We start from the raw sequence: 20,920 nt of genomic DNA, 5'->3' as shown, positions 1-20,920 counted from the left end.
AAAAGCAATAAAAATACACACGGGCTTATTTATTCGCAATTGCCTGCGCACAGGCATAGGCAGAACTCCACGCCCACTGGAAATTGTAACCGCCAAGCCAGCCGGCAACATCTAATACTTCGCCGATAAAATACAAGCCTTGTACTTTATTGCTTTCCATCGTTTTGGAGGAAATATCATGGGTATCCACGCCGCCCATAGTCACTTCTGCAGTGCGATACCCTTCCGTGCCATTCGGTACAAACTGCCAGTGGTGGATTAAATTCACCACATTTTCTAACCGCACTTTACTTAATTGGGCAATGACTTCATCTTGTATAAAGCCTTTTTCAAGCCATAACTCCACCAATTTTTTAGGTAATAAACGGCTTAATACGGTTTTTAACTGTAATTTCGGTGAAGATTGGCGCAGTTCAATTACATGATGACGGATATCTTGTCCCGGCAATAAATCAAGATGAATGCTTTCACCCGGTTGCCAATAGTTGGAAATTTGCAGAATGGCAGGCCCGGATAAACCGCGATGAGTAAACAGCATTTGGTGGGTAAAGGTTTTGTGTTGATTGGTCGCGGCGACATCTAAGGAAATACCGGATAACGTCGCATAAAACTTATCGCATTCGCGCCAAGTAAAAGGCACTAAACTCGCCCGTGGCGCAATCACGCGAATGCCGAATTGCTCGGCGATTTGATAACCCAAAGGCGTTGCACCCAAGCCCGGCATAGACAAACCGCCGGTGGCAACAACTAAATGCGTGCAATGCAAGGTTTCTCCGTTTGCCACGACAGAAAATCCGTTTTCCGTTTTTGCCACAGCAGAAATGGTTTGTCTTAAGGCAATCTCCACGCCATATTTTTTACATTCTGCCAACAGCATGTTGACGATATCTTCTGCGCCGTTATCACAAAACAGCTGGCCGAGCTCTTTTTCATGATAAGGAATGCCATACTCCGCCACTAAACCGATAAAATCCCATTGGGTAAAGCGTTTTAAGGCGGATTTTACAAAATGGGGATTTTGGCTGAGATAACGTTCTGAAGAAAGCTCCATGTTGGTGAAGTTACAAAAGCCACCGCCGGACATTAAAATTTTCCGCCCGACTTTTTTGCCATTATCTAAAATTCTGACTTTGCCACCGCACTTTGCCAGTTGTGCTGCACAAAACAAGCCTGCCGCTCCGGCACCGATAATGACTGTTTCAATGGCATGGTGGCTCACTGCAACTCTCCTTTTTGCATGAAATCGACCATTTTCATTTTCTGAATGATGGCACGACGCTCCACTGCAGAATTGCCGGAATCCAAAATTTGCTGCCAATAATCAAGTGCGGTGGAATAATCGCGCGTTTTGAACGCCTCTGCTGCCAACAACGATAAGGCAGAGACTTCTTTCGGATCTTGTGCTAACGCCTCATCCAAGAATTGTTGAACTTGTGGTGTAATCTGTTGATTCGCTTGAAGATATAATGCTGTCGCCATCAGCCCTCGCGTCGTCGGCTTACGACCATCAATTTTTTCGGCATTGCCATAACAAACCAGAGCGCTGTCGAAATCGTTATTTTGCATATACGCGTCACCCAGCTTCACCCAGTTTTCTGCACTATTTGGATCTTGGCGTAATTTATCCTGAATTTTGCCGATAATCGCCTCGGTTTTATTTTCTTCCGTCGTTTCAAGTTGCTGATTATGTTGTGCGATTTGTTCCTGCTCACCTTGCTGTACACGAGAAAAGCGTTCCAAAGAAAAATAATACGCAAAAGGAATGGCAAGCAATAAAGCAAAAACGATCAATGTCGATTTAAGCTCAAATTTGACCGCACTTTTCTCTTGTAGAGATTGAAAGTGCGGTAAATTTTCCGCCTGTTTTTCCGGTTCAAGCGGTGATGAACTACGACAGGAAACCCAAATCAACCCAAACGCCACCAACAACAAACCTGCCGGTAATAGCCAAAGCAACGCCGTGTTCCATTGGAACGGCGGCTTATAATTGACGAAGTTACCGAAACGCGATGTCATGGCATCAATAATTTGCTGGTTCGTTTTGCCTTCATTTACCATGTTATACACCTCAATGCGCAAATCATAGGCAATAGGTGAATTCGATTCGACTAAGTTTTGATTTTGACATTGCGGACAACGCAACGACTTCGCCAATTCCACGGCACGGGTGCGATCTGCCTGATTCTGAAATTCGAAGGTATCCACCATTTCAGCAATGGCATTCACACTAAACAATAAAAAAATTAACGCTAAAAATCGTTTCATGGTTGTAATAGCTGGTTAAGTTGAGGCACGAAAGTTTTTTGCCAAGTTTCCCGATCTAATAAGCCGGAATGACGATAACGGATAATGCCGTTGGCATCCACTAAATAGGTTTCCGGCGCACCATCCACACCGAGTTTTAACGCCAATTCGCCGCGGCTGTCATCAATGACTAAGGTGTAAGGATTGCCCATATGTTGTAACATCGCAATACCATTTTGTGGTTTGTCGCGATAGTCCACACCCACGATAGGAATCTCTTTTGCTAACTCAAGCAATAATGGGTGTTCTTGCTGACAATAACCGCACCAGCTTCCCCAAATATTAAGTAAAAATGGGCGTTTCGGAAAATCTTTTGGACTGAGCGTTTGACGATTATCCAATAAATTTGCCTGATAAAACTCAGGCACAGGCTTATCAATTAACACAGAGGCAATTTTTTTCGGATCTTGGTGCAACCCTGCTAACAATAAAACACATACGCCAAGTAACAATACTAACGGCAGGAAGAAAATCACTTTTCTATTCATCACGTTTTCCTCTTCGCTTCATCGTCAATACAGAACACAATGCACCCAATGCCATCAATATACCGCCAAACCATAACCAACGAATCAGCGGTTTGTAATGAAGTCGGAACGTAAACTCACCCTTGCCAAGCGGATCGCCCATAACAATATATAAATCGCCCCAAAAACCGCCGGACAACCCAACCTCACTCATGGTCATGGTGCGCACATCATAATAACGGCGTTCCGGCTGTAATTCGGCATACGGCTTGCCCTTTTCTGTCACGCTAAACGTTGCCACTTCAGCGGTAAAATTCGGGCCGATTTCATTGGAAAAGCGTTCATAGTGAAAATTAAATGCGCCAAGCTGTTGGCTTTGTTGTGGCGATAAACGTACACCGATTTCACTACCGAAATAACTGCTCATGACGGCGCCTATTGTGGCAATGGCCACACCGCTATGCGCAAAAATCATCGCATAGTGAGAAAGGCCTAACTTTCGCCAATTTTGCCACAACGTCGCCAATAACAACCAAATCGCTAAGGTGAGTAGGAAATAGGCTGTCCATTTAAACTGTAACGCACTGTCATTTTGCATAAAGTGGTGAATGGCTACATAGGAAAGCAACAAAGACGGCAACAATAACACGGCACGGTTTAATAAAATGCGTTTATCCGCTTTTGCCCAATGCAAGCCGAGGGAAATCACCATGGCAATTAACACTAACGCAATCAGCGGAAGGAAAATACTGTTGAAATAAGGCGCGCCGACAGAAATAGAGCCCCAATTCATGGCTTGGAATAACATCGGATAGAAAGTGCCGAGAAACGTGCTGACAGTAGCGATGCTCAATAAAACATTCAAAAAAAGCACCGCACTTTCTTTAGAAAGCAAGGTTAATTTCACAGATTGTTGTTGCATATTCGCTTTGAACGCAAACAAACTGAGCGCTCCGACAGTCAACAGAAAGAAAATCACCAGCAATGCCGTGCCTCGCTGGCTATCCACTGCAAAAGCATGTACAGACGTCAATGCACCTGAGCGCACGATAAAGGTGCCAAGCACACTGAAAGCGAATGCTAACAGCGAGAAAAGCGTTGTCCAATAATTAAAAATGCCCCGTTTTTCACTGACAATTAAACTATGTAACAGTGCCAAACCTAATAACCAAGGCATCAACGAAGCGTTTTCTACCGGGTCCCAGAACCACCAGCCGCCCCAGCCGAGCTCGTAATATGCCCACCATGCCCCTAGCACAATGCCTAAGGTTAAAAATAACCAAGAGACCAATACCCAAACCCGCATCACGCGGGCAATTTGGCTTTCTAAATGTTGATGCAACAATGCGCTAACACTTAGGGCAAAATTCACCGCAAAGCCAACATAGCCGAGATACAACAACGGCGGATGAAAAATCAGCCCCACATCCTGCAACATCGGATTCAGATCTCGTCCTTCCAACGGTGCGGGGAATACGCGTCCATACGGATTAGAAAAGAAAACGATAAAAACCGCAAAGCTAAAACAAATTAAGCCTAAAATCACCAGGCTCTGTGCCACAAAAGTGCGGTCATTTTTTCGATTAAATAATGCAAACAGCACAACCCAAACGGAAAGTGAAAATAGCCAGAACAACATGGATCCTTCATGCCCACCCCAAGTCGCCGCAATTTTAAAGAACGTCGGCAATTGAGAATTCGAATGGGCGGCGACATATTCCAATGTAAAATCATCCACCGCAAAGGAATACGCCAAAATAGAAATTGAGGCTAACGTAAATAAGCCAAAGCAATAGCTTAATCCCCAAGCTAATTGGGTCAGTGCCGGCTTACGTAGCCAAAGCCCAAGTTGTGGAACAACGGCGAGCAACAACGCGCTCATCGTAGCAAGAAGAAGAGAAAGAAAGCCTAGTTCGGGGATCATAAAATAATCTCGTGTTTTAGATTGTCATGTTGGTTTTGTGGATGATCACTTCGTTTTGCCTGCATTTTATACCGTCTCTTTAAGAAAGAAGAGGTTAAGAGGAGATATTGACGATATTGAACAACTCATAAGGTTGAAATCACTTCTGCCAAATCTCCCCTTCCCCTCTTTGCTAAAGAGGGGAAAGTTAGATAAAAACGTTTAAAATTTTAACCGCACTTTACTCGTAGAAAAAATAGATCAGATTTTCTTCTTTGAGTCGCCTTTCTTTTTTTATTTTCTTTGCCAAAGAAAATAACGCCAAACAAAAAGGCGTATTTTACTACGCCTTTTGATACAAACAAAAACCTTATCATGCGGTTGTAAGCTGTCCTGCGTACAGAATAAAGTAACGCAAGCATAACACCCCAATCAAGTCGAAAATCGACACAAGGATGATAAAATTCTTGTTGAATTTTAAACGATCGCTAACAAACATATTGGCAATCAACGGAATTAAGATACCGATAAAGAATACCCCAATCCAGAAGACTGCGCCCCAGAAGCCGGATAACGCATTATGTAACGCCACCACTTTTTGTCCGCCACCGAAGTAGAGTCCCACGAAGAAACAGATTAATAGACCGAGCTCGGTTACCATAATCGGCACTTCAAATTTATGAATGAAGTGTGATTCGTGGGAATCGCCTTTTAATTTACCAGCAATCAGGATAAATAAGAAGGTCGCAGCGATACCGGAAGAGGTACCAGAAGCCAAGAATAACGCTGGTAGAACAGGGTTATTTAACATCGGATAGCTAATCAATGCAGAAAGTAAGAAACCGGTATAAGCCCCTAGCACTGCGGCTAAGATGAAGAGAATGACTTCAACAGGGGAGGTTACGCGTTCTAATACATTGATAATGTTACCGATAAAACGGAGTTTTGGCATAAAACGTTGGATCAATGCCATAATATCTTCTTTGAAGATAACGACACACCAACAAACCAAAAACAGCATATACACTTGGAATAACATAACCCCCATAGACATCACGGAATTAAATTGATAGTTAAACATCAATTTCCAGAATGTCCAAGGACGCGCCAAGTGGAAAATCAACAAGGTTAAACCGATTAATGTCGGCACACTACCCAATACGGCAGCGGCACGAATAATCCAGTTTTTGTTTGGATTTTCAAGTTTGTTACTACGTTTATACGCAATCGCTAATTGTACCGCACCGGAAGAAATACCAAGTAAGAACAAGTAGATAGCGATTGTTGAATCCCACACCAAATTAGGTGTGTGAAACGGAACAGGATAATCTAATGTCATCTTCTTGGTTCTCCGTGTTGGAATGGAATATGGTAAAGATTCGGTTGTGTACCTAATTCCACTTTCGTGCGGTAAACAGGACTTTGTTTCACCTTGCGTGCCACTGCGCTTGTCGGATCATTCATATCACCAAAGGTTAATGCTTTGGTTGGACAAGCTTCAACACAAGCCGGTTGTTTTCCAGCAGCTAAGTTTGTATCGCGACAGAAGTTACATTTATCTGCAGTACGGTGTACCGGATGAATGAAACGTACGCGATATGGACAGACGGCAATGCAATATTGGCAACCGACGCAAAGATCTTTATTCACATCCACGATACCGGTTTCAGGATCGATGAATGATGCCCCGGTTGGACAAACTGCCACACAAGGTGCATTCGTACAATGTTGGCAAGATTGACGGAAAAACTCGTACTCTTGATTCGGGAATTCCCCATAAGGTTCGCTACGTAGGATTTCCAAACGTGAAACGCCTTCAGGCACATGGTTAGTTTCACGACAAGCATCCATACACGCAGTACAGCCAATGCACGCGGTTTCATCGTGCACCATCGCGTAGCGTTTCGGTTTATCCGCCTTTTCCTCTTTCGCTAAAGAGGTCACTGATGTTCCCGTCATAAGGATCAACGCCCCCATGCCGGAAACAAAGTTTCGGCGTGAGCAAGTTGTCATTGTTTATCCTTTTGTTCGGTTGATTGAGTTTGTTCTTTTTGCGCTTTACGTTTTTGTTGTTCACCGTGGCAATCCACACAAAGTTTCACACGATTTTTTGGTTGAATACCTTTCATCGCATCATCTTTCGGGTGTAATGTGTGACAACTTGCACAAGGCAATTTCATTGCATGAACATCATGCGCCCAAAGTTTTTCACGAAGTTTATCCGGTTGGTGACAAGAGAAACAGACTTGGTTTTGTTCTTGTGCGCTATACATCGGTTTTTTCTCACCGAAAATATCGCCGTCAAAACGCATCACGTCTTTTGCACCACGACGGTGATCTTCAGAAATATTGCCATGACAGTTGACACAATTAATTGGTTTACCGTTATTCGGATTTTTCTGATTTAAGTGTGCACCATGAAACTTACCGAAGTGTAATTCACCACCGGATTGATCCAAGGTTTGATTTTTATCGACTTTGTCAAATTTATGGCATTTAGCACAATATTGGTTTGGATCGCGTTGATTATCCAATTGCGGTTCGTAAGTAAACTTGTCCGCTGCAGACGGCTGACCTTCTGCTTGTGCGAGCATCGGTGCGGCGACCAATACTGCAAGCAATGCAAGGGCTTTTGCCGGTTTGCGGAGTAGAGACGTTAAATTCATTCTGATTACCTCAAATTTGTTTTTGAAAATGACCGCACTTTTATAAAGTGCACAAAAGTGCGGTACGTTTTTCTATTGTTTTGTTGCGGAATCTTCAGCTAATTTGCCATTGGCTTTAGCTTCTTTGACCCATTGAGGTACAACAGTTTCTAAGAATTCTTTTTTCGCTTTACGCTCTTTCTCAATATCAATACCCATAACTTTCCATGCTTTATCAGCTGTAGAAATATCTGGTACTTCAACCGGAGTTTTCACGCCATGTTTAGTTAAGATAGCGGCAAGTTTAGCGCGCGCATCTGCAGCTCTATCAAGACCAGAGCCTAACACACGAAGCATAACATCAGGTGCGTGCATGTGACCACCATGGCTTGCTGCAGCGTAGTCCCAACGCCATTGCGCATGACGAATATCCATTAAAGCCGGTTCCATTTCTTCTTTTGTTGCGCCGGCATCCCATGCGGCTTTCGCTTCAAAGTGGGCACGAACAACTTGATCTTCTAAACGACCCATGATGTCTTTCACTTCTTTCTTACGAGAGGCAACAATATCTTTTAACTTCTCTTTGCTTTGATCGTGGCAGTTCGCACAAGTGGTATCAAAGGCATCAAATGGATTTTGGATTTGGTGATCGGTGTAAACTTTACCGTCTTTACCCTGTACTTTAGGCATATGACAGTCGATACAAGTTACGCCGTTTTTACCGTGCATACCTAAAGACCAAATTTCAAAGTCAGGGTGTTGAGCTTTTAACATTGGTGCTTTAGAAAGAGAGTGAGTCCAGTCACTGAAGCCGATATCATCGTAGTATTTTTCGATGTCATCAACAGTTTGACCATTGTTCCACGGGAAGGTGACTTGTTTTAAGTCGCCCGCGAAGTAGTATTCAACGTGACAGTTTGCACAGATTTCAGCACGTTTTTCAGTGCGAGCAGCTGTGTTAAAGCTTAAGTTAGCTTGTTCTTTACCTTCAGCTTTTGCTTTTGCTTGAAGTGCATTATTTAAGTGATCTAATGCACGAAGAACGTGTGGACGAGCAATACGTAATGCAGGTTTGCCTTCAGCAAAGTCTTTAGAGGTCGTATCGTGACAGTCAGCACAACCGATCGAGTTGACAATTTCTGGTCCACCTTTAGCCCATTTGGCACCAAAGTAACCATCTTCACCCCATTCTGCAATTAAACGAGGAACGTCTGGACCTTTACAAGTCCAACATGCCATTGGTTGTGGGCCATCATTTGCATTTTTGGGCGCACCAGTACGTAAAATATTACGTACATCTTCTACTGCATAAACGTGACCACGAGGTGCGTTATATTCTTTTGCAAAAGAATAGCCGCCCCATAACACGATTAAACGAGGATCTTGTTCGTCGGCGTAGATAATTTTGTCACCTTTTTCAGTCGCTTTCCACGAATTGAATTGGCTAGGATATTTCTCAGCAAATTTTTCATTTACTGCTTCAATTTTTAGATTTGGGTTAGGTGCTTCGACAGGTTGCTCAACCGGTTTGTACACTAATTCCGCCATCGCCGAATTACATACGCCGAAAGCTGCAAAAGAAGCTGCTACGAGTAAGCTTTTTCTCAATGCGTTCACGATAATCACTCCAATAAGGTTATAAATATGGCTTCCATTAGCGTTAATAGAAGGTGATAAAATATCTATTATCATTTGTTAGTAATGAGAATTTTTATCATTAATAACAATATGATAGAAGACATAAAGACTTTAAATCGTCGCTAACATAACCAAATGCACATATTTTTTCTATGGATATTTAGCATTTTCTTGTTTTTGATCAATTTTTTAAATTCAACTGATTATTTTGTGGCTTTTACCACTTAAGAGTGATGGATGAAAATACGGTGAGCGCCTCTTTACCGAGACCAATTAGAGAGAGATTGACGCCTAAAAAAAGCGAAGCTCCTCCAAGAAACTTCGCTCTTCTTTAAAGCAAGTGCGGTGAAAAATAACCGCGTTTTATGTTGAAGCTACCAACCGTGATAATACCCCACTGACGGCATCACCATAATCGATGGGTGGCGCTCGCGATAAATCACCTGTTTTGGTGCGTTATCACTGGCATTTAAAACATTCTCTGCCGGTTTTTCCGCCTTCACTTTATATTGCGCAGGAACGGTATTACCGCTGTAAACCTTTGCTTGGTAATCGGCAACCGCTTGTGTATCCAAAGGCGCATTCCCTTGAGAAGAGGAAGAAGAACAAGCAGCTAAAAGCACACTTGCACCTACGATTAAAATCACGTTTTTCATCATATTACCTCAATTTTTTGGTGTTTCTGTCGGCGTTTGTGCCGGCATCATTTGTTGATGTTTTTCCTGCTCTTGCGCATCTAGCGCATCACGCGCAGAACGAATGCTGCGTTCAATAATGGAAACACGCTGATCGTCTTTTGGCAACAATTTTAACATCATCGCCCAAGTCACAATCGCCATTTTATAATCTTCCGTTTCAAAATAACTGAACGCCAATAAACTTAACGCATCGATGTTCGTATGATCTTCACGAATCACTTCACGCAGTAAATTGTTTCCTTTTAATTTATCTGTCGGATCTTCAGAGAACATTAAAATACGTGCATAAGCCAGCTTATATAAATTATTTTTCGGATCTAATTTATTGGCACGTGCAAAACTATCTAAAGACATTTGCGGCTTATCCAAATTCAAACCAATTTGTCCGAGTAGCCACCAGTTTTTTGCATTCATCGGATCTTTTTGTAAATCCAAACGTAATGCCGTGGCAAACTGTTGCATTTCACTTTCACTTAATGGGTTCGTTTCTTCCGTTTTCATTCGTTCAAAAAAGTGCGGTAACTTTTCAACAGATTTCTCTAACATAATTTCTGTTTGCCAAGCCCCCACCGAGAAATAGGCGGAAACCGCAATAATACCCAAGGCTAAGACACCGGAAATAAACCACAATTTACCGTAATTTTTACCCTCCTCTAGTTTATTAGAGACGTGTTGCGGAATATCTTCTAATAAAGCTTGTTGCAATTCCACTTTAAGCTGTTCGGTATTTTCCAATAGCCCTTGTTTTTCATCACGTTCAATTTCTTTTAAACGTTCAAAATAAAAGGCTTTATTTAACGTATCACGTTGTACTGATGGTTTTTGTACGCTTTTTTTCAAGAGTGGAAAGAAACAAACCAAGGCAGCGATCAGCGTTAGTGCAAAAATGCTTAACCATAACGTCATTTGTTATTCTCCTTGTTTAATAGCTCATTTAAACGCTGTTGCTCCTCTTCACTTAAAGCGGTTGTCGTGGCAGTCTCGCATTTTGTTGCCACGGAAAGCGTTTGTGACTGTTTACGACGAAAAACAAACAATACGCCAAACAAAATTAAGACAATCGGCGCTCCCCAAAGAACCACGGTTGCCGGCGTAAGTGGCGGATCATAAGTCACAAAATTACCGTAGCGATCCACCATGTACTTCACCACCTCTTCTCTGGATTTGCCTTCTTGTAACAACTCAAAAACTTTACCACGCATATCAACTGCAATAGTCGCATTAGAATCGGCAATGTTATTATTTTGACATTGTGGACAACGCAATTCTTGGGTTAAAGAATGATAGTCATCTTCTTGCTGTGACGAACTGAAATTCAGTGCATCAATGGCACCAAATGCCGTCACGCTAAAGAAAAGTGCGGTAGAAAATAAAAGTGTTTTTCTCATCACTCCTTCCCTCCGCCTAATTTTTGATAAATCGGCAGTAACGTTTCCTGCCAAACTTTTTCATTCACATCACCGGCATAGCGATAATGAATCACGCCATTGCCATCCACAATGAAGGTTTCCGGTGCGCCGTACACGCCGAGATCTAAGGCGAAAGATCCTTTTTCATCTTTCAATACCACTTGATACGGATTGCCTAAATCATTGAGCCATTTTACTGCTTTCGCACTGCTGTCTTTATAATCGAGACCGATAATCGGCACCCCCTGTTTTGCGAGCTGATTCAAGTACTGATGCTCTGCATAACAGGTCGGACACCACGTTGCCCACACATTTAACAAAAGCGGTTTGCCTTGTTTGAACAGTGATTCATCATAGCTTTTATCTGTGGCCAATAAATCCTGCAAGGTTTTTGCCGGCACCGGTTTCCCGACTAACGCTGACTCTAAGGCTTTCGGATCATCCCCTTGTGCATTGCGTTGCAGTTGCACCAAAAACGCCGCCACCAAAGCAAGAAAAATAATTAAAGGTAAATATAATTTCTTATTCATTAACAATACTCTACTATTTTAATTCAGATTTATTGCACATTGTCTTTGGCTAAAATCTGACTAAACCGATAGCGACGATCGAACATACACAATACGCCACCCAGCGCCATAAACAATCCGCCGAGCCAAATCCAGCGAATAAACGGTTTGTAATATAAACGTAGCGCCCAAGCATTATTGTCTAATTTTTCACCTAACGCAGCATATAAATCGCGACTAAAGCCCCAATCGATCGCCGCTTCGGTCATCGGCATTTTACTGACCGTATAAAGCCGTTTTTCCGCATAAAGTGTGGTTTCGTGTTTTCCATCACGGCTAATATCAATTTGTGCTTTTCCGCCCACATAGTTTGGGCCATTGGCATCGCTGATCCCTTTAAACGTGAAATCGTAACCGGCGATCTGTACCGTATCACCGACATTCATACGAACATCACGTTCAATGCTGTAATTTTGGCTAAACGCAATCCCCCAAACCGTCATGGCGACACCCAAGTGTGCCAAAATCATGCCCCAGTGCGAGCGAGATAACTTGGTAATACCACGCCAGAAAGTATCACGATAGGTTGCCCGTTGATGCATTTCATATAGGCTTAACAGCACGATAATGACTGTCATCATGGTACCGAGCACCGCGCTGACCGTAAGTTTATCTTGTAATAAATACGGCAAGGCAAACCCGGCAATAAGCATGATAATCACACTGGCAATCACCGGCGTGCGAATGGCGGCGAATTGATCGCGGCGCCATTTCACCAAAGGCCCAATGCCGAGTAGCAAGGCAAATGGCGTCATAATAATCAGGAACATTTGATCAAAGAACGGCGCACCAATAGAAATTGACCCTAAGCCTAATTGTTTGTGGACAAGTGGCAACAAAGTGCCCAACAACACGACACAAAGTGCGGTCATTAATAAAATATTATTTAACAACAACAAGCTTTCACGGGAGTAACGCTCTGCATTGTCACGTGAACGAATTTGACTTCCCTTGTAAGCATATAAGGTCAGTGAGCCACCAATCACCACGATTAAATAGGCCAATACATATAATCCACGCGTCGGATCAGAGGCAAAGGCGTGAACAGAGACCAAAATACCGGAACGCACCAAGAACGTGCCAAGCAAACATAAGGAAAAGGCTAAAATCGCCAGCAATACCGTCCATGCTTTAAAGGATCCACGTTTTTCCGTAACCGCCAAAGAATGCAAGAGTGCTGTACCCGCTAACCACGGCATGAAAGAGGCATTTTCTACCGGATCCCAGAACCACCAGCCGCCCCAGCCTAATTCGTAATACGCCCACCAAGAACCAAGCACGATACCAAGTGTTAAGAACACCCAAGCTGCCATCGTCCAAGGACGAGACCACCGTGCCCATGCCGTATCTAATTTACCGGTCATTAAAGAGGCGATGGAGAAAGCAAACGCCACAGAAAACCCAACATAGCCCATGTATAATAATGGTGGGTGGAAAATTAAACCGATATCTTGCAATAATGGATTTAACTCTTTGCCGTCCACCGGAAAGTCAGGGAATGTACGGGTAAACGGATTGGAGGTAAACAATACAAAAAGCAGGAAGCCTATACTGATAATCCCCATGATGCCCAGTACACGGGCAACGGCCTCTTGCGGTAAACGTTTACTAAACAAGGCAACCGCTGCACTCCACAAAGATAACAACCAAATCCACAACAGCAAGGAACCTTCATGCGATCCCCAGACCGCGGATAAACGGTAATAGATCGGCAATGTCGTATTCGAGTTGTTAACGACATATTGCACGCTGAAATCATTGATGGCGAATACATAAAATAGCGCGCCAAAAGACACGCTTAAGATGAGAAATAAACCGTACGTCATCGGACGAGCCAATGCCATAAACTGCACATTGCCTTTTTCGGCGCCCCATAACGGAAAAATCGCTAACAACACCGCGATGGCTAAACTCAACGCAAGCGCATAATTTCCTAATTCTGCAATCATTACCGACCTTCTTGTCCTTTCGCTTGACGATCACGTTCACTCTCGCCTTTCAGATCAGAAATCCCCATAGGTTTATGGACTTTTTGCATTTGTTTTTCCAAATCCGGCGGCACATAGTTTTCATCATGTTTCGCTAATACTTCGCTGGCAACCAATAAGGTTGGTTCTTTTAAGATACCTTGCGCCACAATGCCCTGCCCTTCACGGAATAAATCGGGAAGAATTCCTTCGTATTCAACACTGATAGATGGGCCAATATCATTTAAATCAAACCGCACTTTTAAACTTTTCGGATCACGTTCTACCGTACCGGCCACCACCATGCCACCGACACGAATACGCTGCCCTACTTCCGGTTTTAAATCGGCATCCTCATTTTTACCGTAAATCACTTCTGACGGTGTATAGAATAGGTCGATATTTTGGCGCAAGGCATATAACACTAATGTTGTTGCAACCGCCACGCCTGCTAACACTAAAATAAGAATAGACAAACGGGATTTACGTCTTGGATTCATAACGTTTCTCCTTTTTGCTGTATTTTTTGTAAGCGTGCTTCACGTTGTTGTTCATATTTAACGGATTTTAACACCGCACTTTTCCCCATTAGGCTTTGAATCACTAATGCCATAATCAGCAATACACTCAATCCATAAGACAGCCACACATAAAAGCCGTAGCCGCCCATGTTAAGTAAATCACTCCAACTTTGAAAGAACATACTCTTTCCCCCCAATAAATTAACTCTTTTCTGCCAATGCCTTAACCCAAGGACGTTTGCTATCCTCTTTTAACAGCTCCGTACGATAACGCACTAAAGTTAGCCAAATAGATAACGTTAGAAAACCAAAGATACATAAAATCAACGGAATCAACATCGGTGTCGCAATGGACGGACGTTCCAATTTCGTAATACTTGCGCCTTGATGCAGGGTATTCCACCATTCCACCGAGAAATGGATAATTGGCAAATTCACGACACCCACGACACATAACACGCTCGCTGCTTTTGCCCCCACATTGCGATCTTGAAAAGCAGAATAAATCGCCAATACGCCTAAGTATAAGAAAAATAAAATCAATTCGGCAGTTAAGCGCGCATCCCACACCCACCAAGTTCCCCACATGGGTTTTCCCCAGATCGCACCGGTAATCAAGGCTAAAAGGGTAAATAATGCGCCAATCGGTGCCATCGCAATCATGGCTAACTGCGCTTGTTTAATCTGCCATACTAATGCCACTAATGCCGCCACCGCCATAGAGCCATAAACGCCCATAGACCAAATAGCCATCGGTACATGCACGTACATAATACGGAAGCTATTGCCTTGTTGATAATCCGCCGGCGCAAATGCAACCCCCCAAACAATGCCAACCGTTAATAACAGTGCGGTTAAAATTGCGAAGAAAGGGCTAAATTTGCCACATAAATGATATTGTGTTTCCGGTTTTGCATAAGGATGTAACCATTTCCACATAAATAATCCCCTATTGATCCAAACTGATGCGTAATGCCGCAGCGATAGCGAATGGCGATAATGTCATCACGCCGGCTAAAATGGCACCTAAAATAGCTAATTGTCCGTTATAAGGCAGGCTCAATCCTGCGGCATCCAACACGGAAGCAGAAAAAATAAGCACAGGAATAAATAGCGGTACAACCAACAAACTGAGTAACACACCGCCTTTACGCAAACCGACTGTTAACGCGACACCAATAGCACCAAGACAACTCAATACCGGTGTGCCTAATAATAATGTCAGCACCAACGCCCACCAAATTGGTATTTCCAATGACAACAATAATGCGGCGATAGGTGACAACAAAATCAGCGGCAACCCTGTCAATAACCAATGTGCCAAGACTTTAGCAAGTGCGGTTAAAACTAAGGGTTGCGAGGTGAGCATTAACTGCTCTAAAGAACCGTCGATATAATCGTCACGAAAGAGGCGTTCAAAGGACAACAAAGCGGATAACAACGCCGCCACCCATGCCACGCCCGGTGCGATGCGTGACAATAATTCCGGATCCGGTCCGATCACCAAAGGGAACAACGTAATTACAATCAGGAAAAACCACAACGGATTAAGAATCTCCGCCTGTTTGCGCATGGCAATTTGTAATTCGCGTTTAATAATATGCCAAAAGATCATGCCGTTACTCTGTACACTTAAACTGTTCTAAATTGATTTTTTTCAAATGCGCACTCGGCACTTCCTGATGACTGGTTAAGATCACGATACCGCCATTTTGCGCGTGTTGTTCAAAAAGTGCGGTCAACACCGCCACGCCTTTTTTATCGATCGCATTAAATGGCTCATCTAAAATCCATAACGGTGCTTCTGATAACCACAAACGCGCCAACGCAATGCGTTTTTGCTGCCCGGCTGAAAGCTGTGCCGCGGGAATGTCTTCACGCCCCAGTAGTCCCACTGTTTGCAACACATCCCACAGTATTTCATCACCTTGGCGACAAGAGGTAATTTGTTGATAAAAACGCAAATTCTCCCACGCATTCAATTCCGGTTTAATGCCACTCTGATGTCCTAAATACAACAAATCAGAATGAAAAGCTTCGCGCTGTTTAGCAATTGCGTCAGAATTCCACCGCACTTCGCCTTCTAGAGGAGAGGCAAGCCCGGCAATAATGCGTAACAAACTGGTTTTCCCAATACCGTTGTGCCCTTCAATTTGCACAAAATCACCTGCCTGAATGTGTAAATTCACGCGATGAAAAAGGACTTTATCTCCCCGTTGGCAAGCGAGATTCTCAAGAATTAATTGATTGACCATAACAGATTGTTTCACAGACTTATTTTTGCGGGGCATTCTATCATAAGGAAATAAAATCGCAGGTTAAATCACATAACCATTTAGAGGTAGTTTAACCACTTTTTGACTTAGAACAAATTTCGTTCTTTGTTACAAATACGAATACCTCTCATAATGTGCGAAACCCTTGATATAACTGAGTTAATTCGTGGGTTATTCCCGATGTTTAACCGTTAACGTCACGTAGCAAACGACCGCAATCACAGAACAAAGCACCATGGCGAATAACATTGGCGCCGCCGAATTGGTCGGCAATAAAGACACCAAAGATCCCATGCAGGCGCCAATGCCAAACCGTACGCTCCCGACCATAGAATTCGCCGATCCTGCCGAATTGGGGAATTTTTCTAAAATAGAGGCCATCGCATTAGAGGAAATCAATGGATTTTGTCCCACAAACACGGCTACGCCCAGCGCCATTGACCAAAAACCCAAATCTAATAACGCCACAAGCAACAACCAGATGCCCGCCAAACCTTGTATCCCAAGCCCCAAGCGGAACATGGTCTCCGCCCCCCATTTAGCCACTAAACGCCCATTTAAGAATGAACTAAAGGTCATCACGCCAATGTTCAACATAAAGAAATAACCAAAATTTTCAGGTTTGATGCCATAAATCCCGATATACACAATCGATCCTGCCGTTAAAAACGCAAATAAGCCGGCAAAGGCAAAGGACGTTGAGAACATATAACCCAACACCGGTTTTTGTTTCCATAACGCCATAAAATTACGGGCAATAATATTCAAGCGTAACGGAATCCGATTTTCTTTATGATGCGTTTCCGGCACCACAAAAAAGACCAGCAAAATACTCAATAGTCCCATGAAAGCAGTCACATAAAAAATGGCGTGCCAATGGAAAAAATAGACAATATAACCGCCGACAACCGGTGCGATCAACGGCGCAATCATAAACACCAGCGTAATTGTCGACATCATTTTGGAAAGTGCATTCTTGTCAAACAAATCACGCAACAATGCGCCCACCAATACCACCGGCGCCGCACCAAAAAAGCCCTGAACAAAACGAAGTGCGGTGAAATTTCCGATAGAATGGATTTGCGTTAAAATCAATGCCGCTATCGCAGAAACCGTTACGCCTAGCAAAATAATCGGCTTGCGTCCGAAACTGTCACCGAACGGCCCCCAGAATAATTGCCCCAGCGCCAAACCATAAGCAAACGCGGTTAGCGTATGTTGCACCTGATCGTTTGTGACCTGTAAATCCTGCGCAATATTCAAAAACGCCGGCAGGTACATATCCACACCCAATGGCGGCAACATGGACAAAATACCCAACGCCACCACAAAAATAAAATTCGTTTTGACTGTTTTATTTGAGCTCAAACTAGGATTCTCCGCCTAAGTATGCGATTTCTTCCTCTGTTAAAGAACGAAATTCGCCTTCTGCCAAATGTTCATCTAACACCACATTACCAATCTTCCAACGATGTAATGCAACAACTTTATTACCCAACGCGGCAAACATCCGTTTAACTTGATGATAACGCCCTTCGCTCAGGGTTAAATTCACGTTGTAATCATCTAAAATTTCGAGTGTAGCAGGTTTGGTCAGTTCTTTCTCGCCACGCAACAAAATGCCGTCAGCACAAGCCTGCACATAATTCGCTTCAACAGGATCGGCCAAGGTGACCAAGTACGTCTTCTCACAATGAAATTTGGGTGAAGTAATTCGGTGCGACCACTGACCGTCATCCGTCAGCAACACCAAGCCTGTGGTATCCACATCCAACCGCCCGGCACTGTGCAAACGGGCAGATAACGGATAATCAAAAAATTGATAAATGGTCGGATAATCGCCATCTTCATGGGAGCAAATGTAACCTTGCGGTTTGTGCAACATAATGTATTGCCCATTTTCTACCCACGTCAAGCGCTCACCATCATAACAAACTTCATCATCAGGGCTCACTTTCACCGCCCCGCTCTTTTCAATTTTACCGTTAACGGTGACCGCACTTTGACGTAATACTTTTGCTGCCTGTGAACGGGTTAAACCGGTTGTTTCCGCTAAAAATTTATCTAAACGCATAAAAATTCCTTGTTTATTTTCACCGCTATTATAGCTTCAATTTCATTTCAGTGCCTGAGAAAACAAAATAAAAAAGACTAAGCACAATGCAGTACAGTGCTTAGTCTTTAAATAAAAATAAACCGAATGTTAACGGCAAATCATCCGATTGCCCTCACATTAGCAGGGAGAAAATTACGCAAAGGCTTGTAATTCCGGATTAATTGGCGTATCCGCAAGGTTATTCACATAGTTACACAATGTTGCCAGACTTACCCCTAACACGACATCAATGGCATTTTCTTGGGTATAACCTGCTGCATAAAATGCTTGTTGTTGCGCGGCTGTGAGTTTTGCTTTTTGTAAAATCACCGCCAAGGTAAAGCGCGCCAGTGCATCAAGCTTATCATCTTGTTCAATGCGTGCTGTGGCGCGAATTTGATTCACCAGTGTTTCTTCAAGTTTCAACACTTTCAACGCAATTTTAGTGTGCCCAGCAACGCAAAAGCCACAACCATTCACCACCGCCGCCGTAATTTGAACCACTTCACGTTCTGCCGCCGTTAAACTATTACGACCATTAATCGCGCCCACTGTGCGATAGGTTTCTAATGCCGTCGGTGCATTGGCTAACACGCCAATTAAATTCGGAATGAAGCCATTGGCATTTTGTACGGCTTTTAACGCCTCTTTCGCGGCTTCCGGCGCGCTTTCAATCGTATGAATAGGAAATGCTGACATAATAAACTCCTTACATAAATCACATAATGTCACCTTTGACATACTACAGGAGAGTGCAAGCATTAAAAAAGAAATAAAGGCTATGCCATAGATTCAAAAGTTATAAAGTGCGGTCAAAAATTCCTTGATTTTTTCACCTCGGTTCGACATTCCGCTTTACATCTTGAATAACCTTGTGGATAACTTGGTGAAAACAGGAAACAATCTGCTTTTAAATTTTGCTGATCTCAGATTTTTCCTAGTCATAGTCGCTGTGAATTAAATTTTTAGCATCCAATGGGATGAGGCGCTCATGACGCTATTCACATTGCTTTTTTCATCAATGCTACCGAAAAAATTCCCCTGTTCACCCATATTTTCACCAAGTTCAACCAGTGATTCAGCCGCCTGTGAGTTATTCAGTATTTCTGTGGATAAAATTGTGTTTTCACCAAGGAATAACTCAAAATAACATTTCAAAACCGAAGTTACGCTTTAAAAATTTTTAAATTTATCTTTATTTATCAATAAATTAACAACAAACCAACCTCTATTCACAAATACCACATCAATGCCATTTTTTGCTGTCTATTTATTGTTCAATACTAATCTTGTGTAAGACTAAAGCGCCTGTAAATATCTTGTCCAATCAAAATATTGTCCCGGATCGATTTTTCTCCCCGGCGAGACATCACAATGTCCGACAATACGTTCTTTGGTAATTAACGGATAAGCCTGCATAATCTCCAGTGTTAAACGTTGTAAAGACGCGTATTGTTGCGTGGTAAACGGTTGCTCATTGCTTCCTTCCAATTCAATCCCGATGGCAAAATCATTGCATTTTTCCCGTCCCTCAAAACAGGAAACGCCTGCATGCCAAGCGCGATCATTAAAATTCACATACTGGGTTATCTCGCCTGCCCGATTAATCAAACAATGTGCCGACACCCGAAGTGCGCTGATCTCGGCAAAATAAGGATGACGATGGGGATCCAATTTTCCTTGAAAAAAATCATCAATGTCACTGCCGCCAAACTGCTCCGGCGGAAGGCTGATGTAATGAATAATCAATAAAGAAATATCTTGCGGATCAGGACGCAGATCAAAATGGGGGGATATTACTTTGCGCGTATTGGTCAACCAGCCGTTATCAATTTTGAGTGTTTTTTCTGTCATACGAATCTTATTTCTGCGATCAGGATCCCACAAAAGTGCGGTCAACTTTCGCTGTGTTTCTTCCTTTATCACAAAATACCAAAACAAAATAATCCCAAGTTTTATTTTACAAAGGTAGGTTTTATGAAAAGTCAGTCCGCATTTCTCTCTATGAAATCCGTTAAAAAAGGATTTACATTAATTGAATTAATGATCGTTATTGCAATCGTGGCAATTTTAGCCACTATCGCCATTCCATCTTATCAAAACTACACCAAAAAAGCGGCAGTTTCCGAACTATTGCAAGCCTCTGCGCCGCTTCGAGCTGAAGTGGAGTTGTGCATTTATAACACCGGCAAAACAGAAGGCTGTAGTGGTGGGCAAAATGGCATTCAACCCGACATCACAAATGCCAGTCAAAAATATGTCAAATCCACGGCGGTTAAAAACGGTGCCATCACGGTGGTCGGAAAAAGCACATTAGACAATGTTACTTATACCCTAACGGCATCCGGCGGCACCTCAAATGGCGTTACATGGACGGCCTCTTGCGGCACTAACGCCGACATCTTCCCGGCAGGTTTTTGTTCATAAT

23 protein-coding genes are annotated in these 20,920 nt (G+C 43.0%); 1 reads left to right on the top strand and 22 read right to left on the bottom strand.

The genetic code is table 11. From position 1 onward, the window contains the following. Positions 1-25 precede the first annotated feature (25 nt). From HMPREF9065_RS05840 to ampD, 22 genes are all read right to left on the bottom strand, one after another. Positions 26-1,219: an NAD(P)/FAD-dependent oxidoreductase gene (locus tag HMPREF9065_RS05840; RefSeq protein WP_021615865.1), complete on the bottom strand. Its 1,194-nt coding sequence runs from the start codon at positions 1,217-1,219 to the stop codon at positions 26-28. After that, positions 1,216-2,265, bottom strand: a complete 1,050-nt coding sequence (gene nrfF, locus HMPREF9065_RS05845; RefSeq protein WP_021615864.1) for a heme lyase NrfEFG subunit NrfF — start codon at positions 2,263-2,265, stop codon at positions 1,216-1,218. Before nrfF ends, HMPREF9065_RS05840 begins: the two co-directional genes overlap by 4 nt. Continuing rightward, entirely contained in the window at positions 2,262-2,792 is a 531-nt protein-coding gene (locus HMPREF9065_RS05850) for a DsbE family thiol:disulfide interchange protein (RefSeq protein WP_021615863.1), read from the bottom strand. Before HMPREF9065_RS05850 ends, nrfF begins: the two co-directional genes overlap by 4 nt. Then, positions 2,785-4,695, bottom strand: coding sequence for a heme lyase NrfEFG subunit NrfE (nrfE, locus tag HMPREF9065_RS05855; protein ID WP_021615862.1), 1,911 nt, complete (start codon positions 4,693-4,695; stop codon positions 2,785-2,787). Before nrfE ends, HMPREF9065_RS05850 begins: the two co-directional genes overlap by 8 nt. A gap of 352 nt (positions 4,696-5,047) precedes the next feature. Further along, entirely contained in the window at positions 5,048-6,013 is a 966-nt protein-coding gene (gene nrfD / locus HMPREF9065_RS05860; protein WP_021615859.1) for a cytochrome c nitrite reductase subunit NrfD, read from the bottom strand. Further along, positions 6,010-6,687: a cytochrome c nitrite reductase Fe-S protein gene (nrfC, locus tag HMPREF9065_RS05865; RefSeq protein WP_033002482.1), complete on the bottom strand. Its 678-nt coding sequence runs from the start codon at positions 6,685-6,687 to the stop codon at positions 6,010-6,012. The genes nrfD and nrfC overlap by 4 nt, the downstream gene beginning before the upstream one ends. Next, entirely contained in the window at positions 6,684-7,340 is a 657-nt protein-coding gene (nrfB, locus tag HMPREF9065_RS05870; protein ID WP_021615857.1) for a cytochrome c nitrite reductase pentaheme subunit, read from the bottom strand. The genes nrfC and nrfB overlap by 4 nt, the downstream gene beginning before the upstream one ends. 72 nt (positions 7,341-7,412) lie before the next feature. Continuing rightward, on the bottom strand, positions 7,413-8,936 hold the full coding sequence (nrfA, locus tag HMPREF9065_RS05875; protein WP_198009764.1) for an ammonia-forming nitrite reductase cytochrome c552 subunit: 1,524 nt from the start codon (positions 8,934-8,936) through the stop codon (positions 7,413-7,415). A gap of 395 nt (positions 8,937-9,331) precedes the next feature. Then, positions 9,332-9,613 carry a hypothetical protein gene (locus HMPREF9065_RS05880; RefSeq protein ID WP_033002480.1) on the bottom strand — a complete coding sequence of 94 codons (282 nt, stop codon included), beginning with the start codon at positions 9,611-9,613 and terminating at the stop codon, positions 9,332-9,334. A gap of 9 nt (positions 9,614-9,622) precedes the next feature. Next, positions 9,623-10,561 (bottom strand): c-type cytochrome biogenesis protein CcmI, encoded by a 939-nt coding sequence (gene ccmI, locus HMPREF9065_RS05885; RefSeq protein ID WP_021615854.1) that lies wholly within the window; start codon positions 10,559-10,561, stop codon positions 9,623-9,625. After that, positions 10,558-11,043 (bottom strand): cytochrome c-type biogenesis protein, encoded by a 486-nt coding sequence (locus HMPREF9065_RS05890; RefSeq protein WP_021615853.1) that lies wholly within the window; start codon positions 11,041-11,043, stop codon positions 10,558-10,560. The genes ccmI and HMPREF9065_RS05890 overlap by 4 nt, the downstream gene beginning before the upstream one ends. Next, entirely contained in the window at positions 11,043-11,594 is a 552-nt protein-coding gene (locus tag HMPREF9065_RS05895) for a DsbE family thiol:disulfide interchange protein (protein WP_021615852.1), read from the bottom strand. Before HMPREF9065_RS05895 ends, HMPREF9065_RS05890 begins: the two co-directional genes overlap by 1 nt. 29 nt (positions 11,595-11,623) lie before the next feature. Continuing rightward, entirely contained in the window at positions 11,624-13,582 is a 1,959-nt protein-coding gene (locus HMPREF9065_RS05900; RefSeq protein ID WP_021615851.1) for a heme lyase CcmF/NrfE family subunit, read from the bottom strand. Beyond that, complete coding sequence (gene ccmE, locus HMPREF9065_RS05905; protein WP_021615850.1) at positions 13,582-14,100, bottom strand: cytochrome c maturation protein CcmE; 519 nt, start codon at positions 14,098-14,100, stop codon at positions 13,582-13,584. The genes HMPREF9065_RS05900 and ccmE overlap by 1 nt, the downstream gene beginning before the upstream one ends. Further along, on the bottom strand, positions 14,097-14,303 hold the full coding sequence (ccmD, locus tag HMPREF9065_RS05910; RefSeq protein ID WP_021615849.1) for a heme exporter protein CcmD: 207 nt from the start codon (positions 14,301-14,303) through the stop codon (positions 14,097-14,099). The genes ccmE and ccmD overlap by 4 nt, the downstream gene beginning before the upstream one ends. A 19-nt stretch (positions 14,304-14,322) precedes the next feature. Further along, a complete protein-coding gene (locus HMPREF9065_RS05915; RefSeq protein ID WP_021615848.1) occupies positions 14,323-15,060 on the bottom strand; it encodes a heme ABC transporter permease in 738 nt (245 codons plus the stop codon). A gap of 10 nt (positions 15,061-15,070) precedes the next feature. Further along, entirely contained in the window at positions 15,071-15,736 is a 666-nt protein-coding gene (gene ccmB, locus HMPREF9065_RS05920) for a heme exporter protein CcmB (protein ID WP_021615847.1), read from the bottom strand. 4 nt (positions 15,737-15,740) lie between these two features. Then, complete coding sequence (gene ccmA, locus HMPREF9065_RS05925; RefSeq protein ID WP_033002511.1) at positions 15,741-16,376, bottom strand: cytochrome c biogenesis heme-transporting ATPase CcmA; 636 nt, start codon at positions 16,374-16,376, stop codon at positions 15,741-15,743. Between the two features lie 192 nt (positions 16,377-16,568). Continuing rightward, a complete protein-coding gene (locus HMPREF9065_RS05930; protein ID WP_033002479.1) occupies positions 16,569-17,765 on the bottom strand; it encodes a Bcr/CflA family multidrug efflux MFS transporter in 1,197 nt (398 codons plus the stop codon). Position 17,766: 1 nt separating this feature from the next. Then, positions 17,767-18,471 carry a 16S rRNA pseudouridine(516) synthase RsuA gene (gene rsuA / locus HMPREF9065_RS05935; RefSeq protein WP_021615844.1) on the bottom strand — a complete coding sequence of 235 codons (705 nt, stop codon included), beginning with the start codon at positions 18,469-18,471 and terminating at the stop codon, positions 17,767-17,769. A 174-nt stretch (positions 18,472-18,645) separates the two neighbouring features. Further along, complete coding sequence (locus HMPREF9065_RS05940; protein ID WP_033002478.1) at positions 18,646-19,191, bottom strand: carboxymuconolactone decarboxylase family protein; 546 nt, start codon at positions 19,189-19,191, stop codon at positions 18,646-18,648. Between the two features lie 600 nt (positions 19,192-19,791). Then, a complete protein-coding gene (gene ampD / locus HMPREF9065_RS05945) occupies positions 19,792-20,346 on the bottom strand; it encodes a 1,6-anhydro-N-acetylmuramyl-L-alanine amidase AmpD (RefSeq protein WP_033002477.1) in 555 nt (184 codons plus the stop codon). Positions 20,347-20,469: 123 nt separating this feature from the next. Here ampD and HMPREF9065_RS05950 point away from each other — a divergent pair, with 123 nt between their 5' ends. Continuing rightward, complete coding sequence (locus HMPREF9065_RS05950) at positions 20,470-20,919, top strand: pilin (protein WP_021615840.1); 450 nt, start codon at positions 20,470-20,472, stop codon at positions 20,917-20,919. Position 20,920: the final 1 nt, after the last annotated feature.

The sequence above is a fragment of the Aggregatibacter sp. oral taxon 458 str. W10330 genome (assembly GCF_000466335.1).
Classification (GTDB): Bacteria; Pseudomonadota; Gammaproteobacteria; order Enterobacterales; family Pasteurellaceae; genus Aggregatibacter.
The sequence above is the reverse complement of the archived record's forward strand: the minus strand, read 5'-3'. Positions and strand labels throughout refer to the sequence as shown.

Excerpts from the sequence above, each read along its gene's own strand:
- nrfF (WP_021615864.1), bottom strand. The coding sequence starts at position 2,265 with ATGAAACGATTTTTAGCGTTAATTTTTTTATTGTTTAGTGTGAATGCC.
- HMPREF9065_RS05850 (WP_021615863.1), bottom strand. The coding sequence starts at position 2,792 with ATGAATAGAAAAGTGATTTTCTTCCTGCCGTTAGTATTGTTACTTGGC.
- nrfE (WP_021615862.1), bottom strand. The coding sequence starts at position 4,695 with ATGATCCCCGAACTAGGCTTTCTTTCTCTTCTTCTTGCTACGATGAGC.
- nrfD (WP_021615859.1), bottom strand. The coding sequence starts at position 6,013 with ATGACATTAGATTATCCTGTTCCGTTTCACACACCTAATTTGGTGTGG.
- nrfC (WP_033002482.1), bottom strand. The coding sequence starts at position 6,687 with ATGACAACTTGCTCACGCCGAAACTTTGTTTCCGGCATGGGGGCGTTG.
- nrfB (WP_021615857.1), bottom strand. The coding sequence starts at position 7,340 with ATGAATTTAACGTCTCTACTCCGCAAACCGGCAAAAGCCCTTGCATTG.
- HMPREF9065_RS05880 (WP_033002480.1), bottom strand. The coding sequence starts at position 9,613 with ATGAAAAACGTGATTTTAATCGTAGGTGCAAGTGTGCTTTTAGCTGCT.
- ccmI (WP_021615854.1), bottom strand. The coding sequence starts at position 10,561 with ATGACGTTATGGTTAAGCATTTTTGCACTAACGCTGATCGCTGCCTTG.
- HMPREF9065_RS05890 (WP_021615853.1), bottom strand. The coding sequence starts at position 11,043 with ATGAGAAAAACACTTTTATTTTCTACCGCACTTTTCTTTAGCGTGACG.
- HMPREF9065_RS05895 (WP_021615852.1), bottom strand. The coding sequence starts at position 11,594 with ATGAATAAGAAATTATATTTACCTTTAATTATTTTTCTTGCTTTGGTG.
- HMPREF9065_RS05900 (WP_021615851.1), bottom strand. The coding sequence starts at position 13,582 with ATGATTGCAGAATTAGGAAATTATGCGCTTGCGTTGAGTTTAGCCATC.
- ccmE (WP_021615850.1), bottom strand. The coding sequence starts at position 14,100 with ATGAATCCAAGACGTAAATCCCGTTTGTCTATTCTTATTTTAGTGTTA.
- ccmD (WP_021615849.1), bottom strand. The coding sequence starts at position 14,303 with ATGTTCTTTCAAAGTTGGAGTGATTTACTTAACATGGGCGGCTACGGC.
- HMPREF9065_RS05915 (WP_021615848.1), bottom strand. The coding sequence starts at position 15,060 with ATGTGGAAATGGTTACATCCTTATGCAAAACCGGAAACACAATATCAT.
- ccmB (WP_021615847.1), bottom strand. The coding sequence starts at position 15,736 with ATGATCTTTTGGCATATTATTAAACGCGAATTACAAATTGCCATGCGC.
- ccmA (WP_033002511.1), bottom strand. The coding sequence starts at position 16,376 with ATGGTCAATCAATTAATTCTTGAGAATCTCGCTTGCCAACGGGGAGAT.
- rsuA (WP_021615844.1), bottom strand. The coding sequence starts at position 18,471 with ATGCGTTTAGATAAATTTTTAGCGGAAACAACCGGTTTAACCCGTTCA.
- HMPREF9065_RS05940 (WP_033002478.1), bottom strand. The coding sequence starts at position 19,191 with ATGTCAGCATTTCCTATTCATACGATTGAAAGCGCGCCGGAAGCCGCG.
- ampD (WP_033002477.1), bottom strand. The coding sequence starts at position 20,346 with ATGACAGAAAAAACACTCAAAATTGATAACGGCTGGTTGACCAATACG.
- HMPREF9065_RS05950 (WP_021615840.1), top strand. The coding sequence starts at position 20,470 with ATGAAAAGTCAGTCCGCATTTCTCTCTATGAAATCCGTTAAAAAAGGA.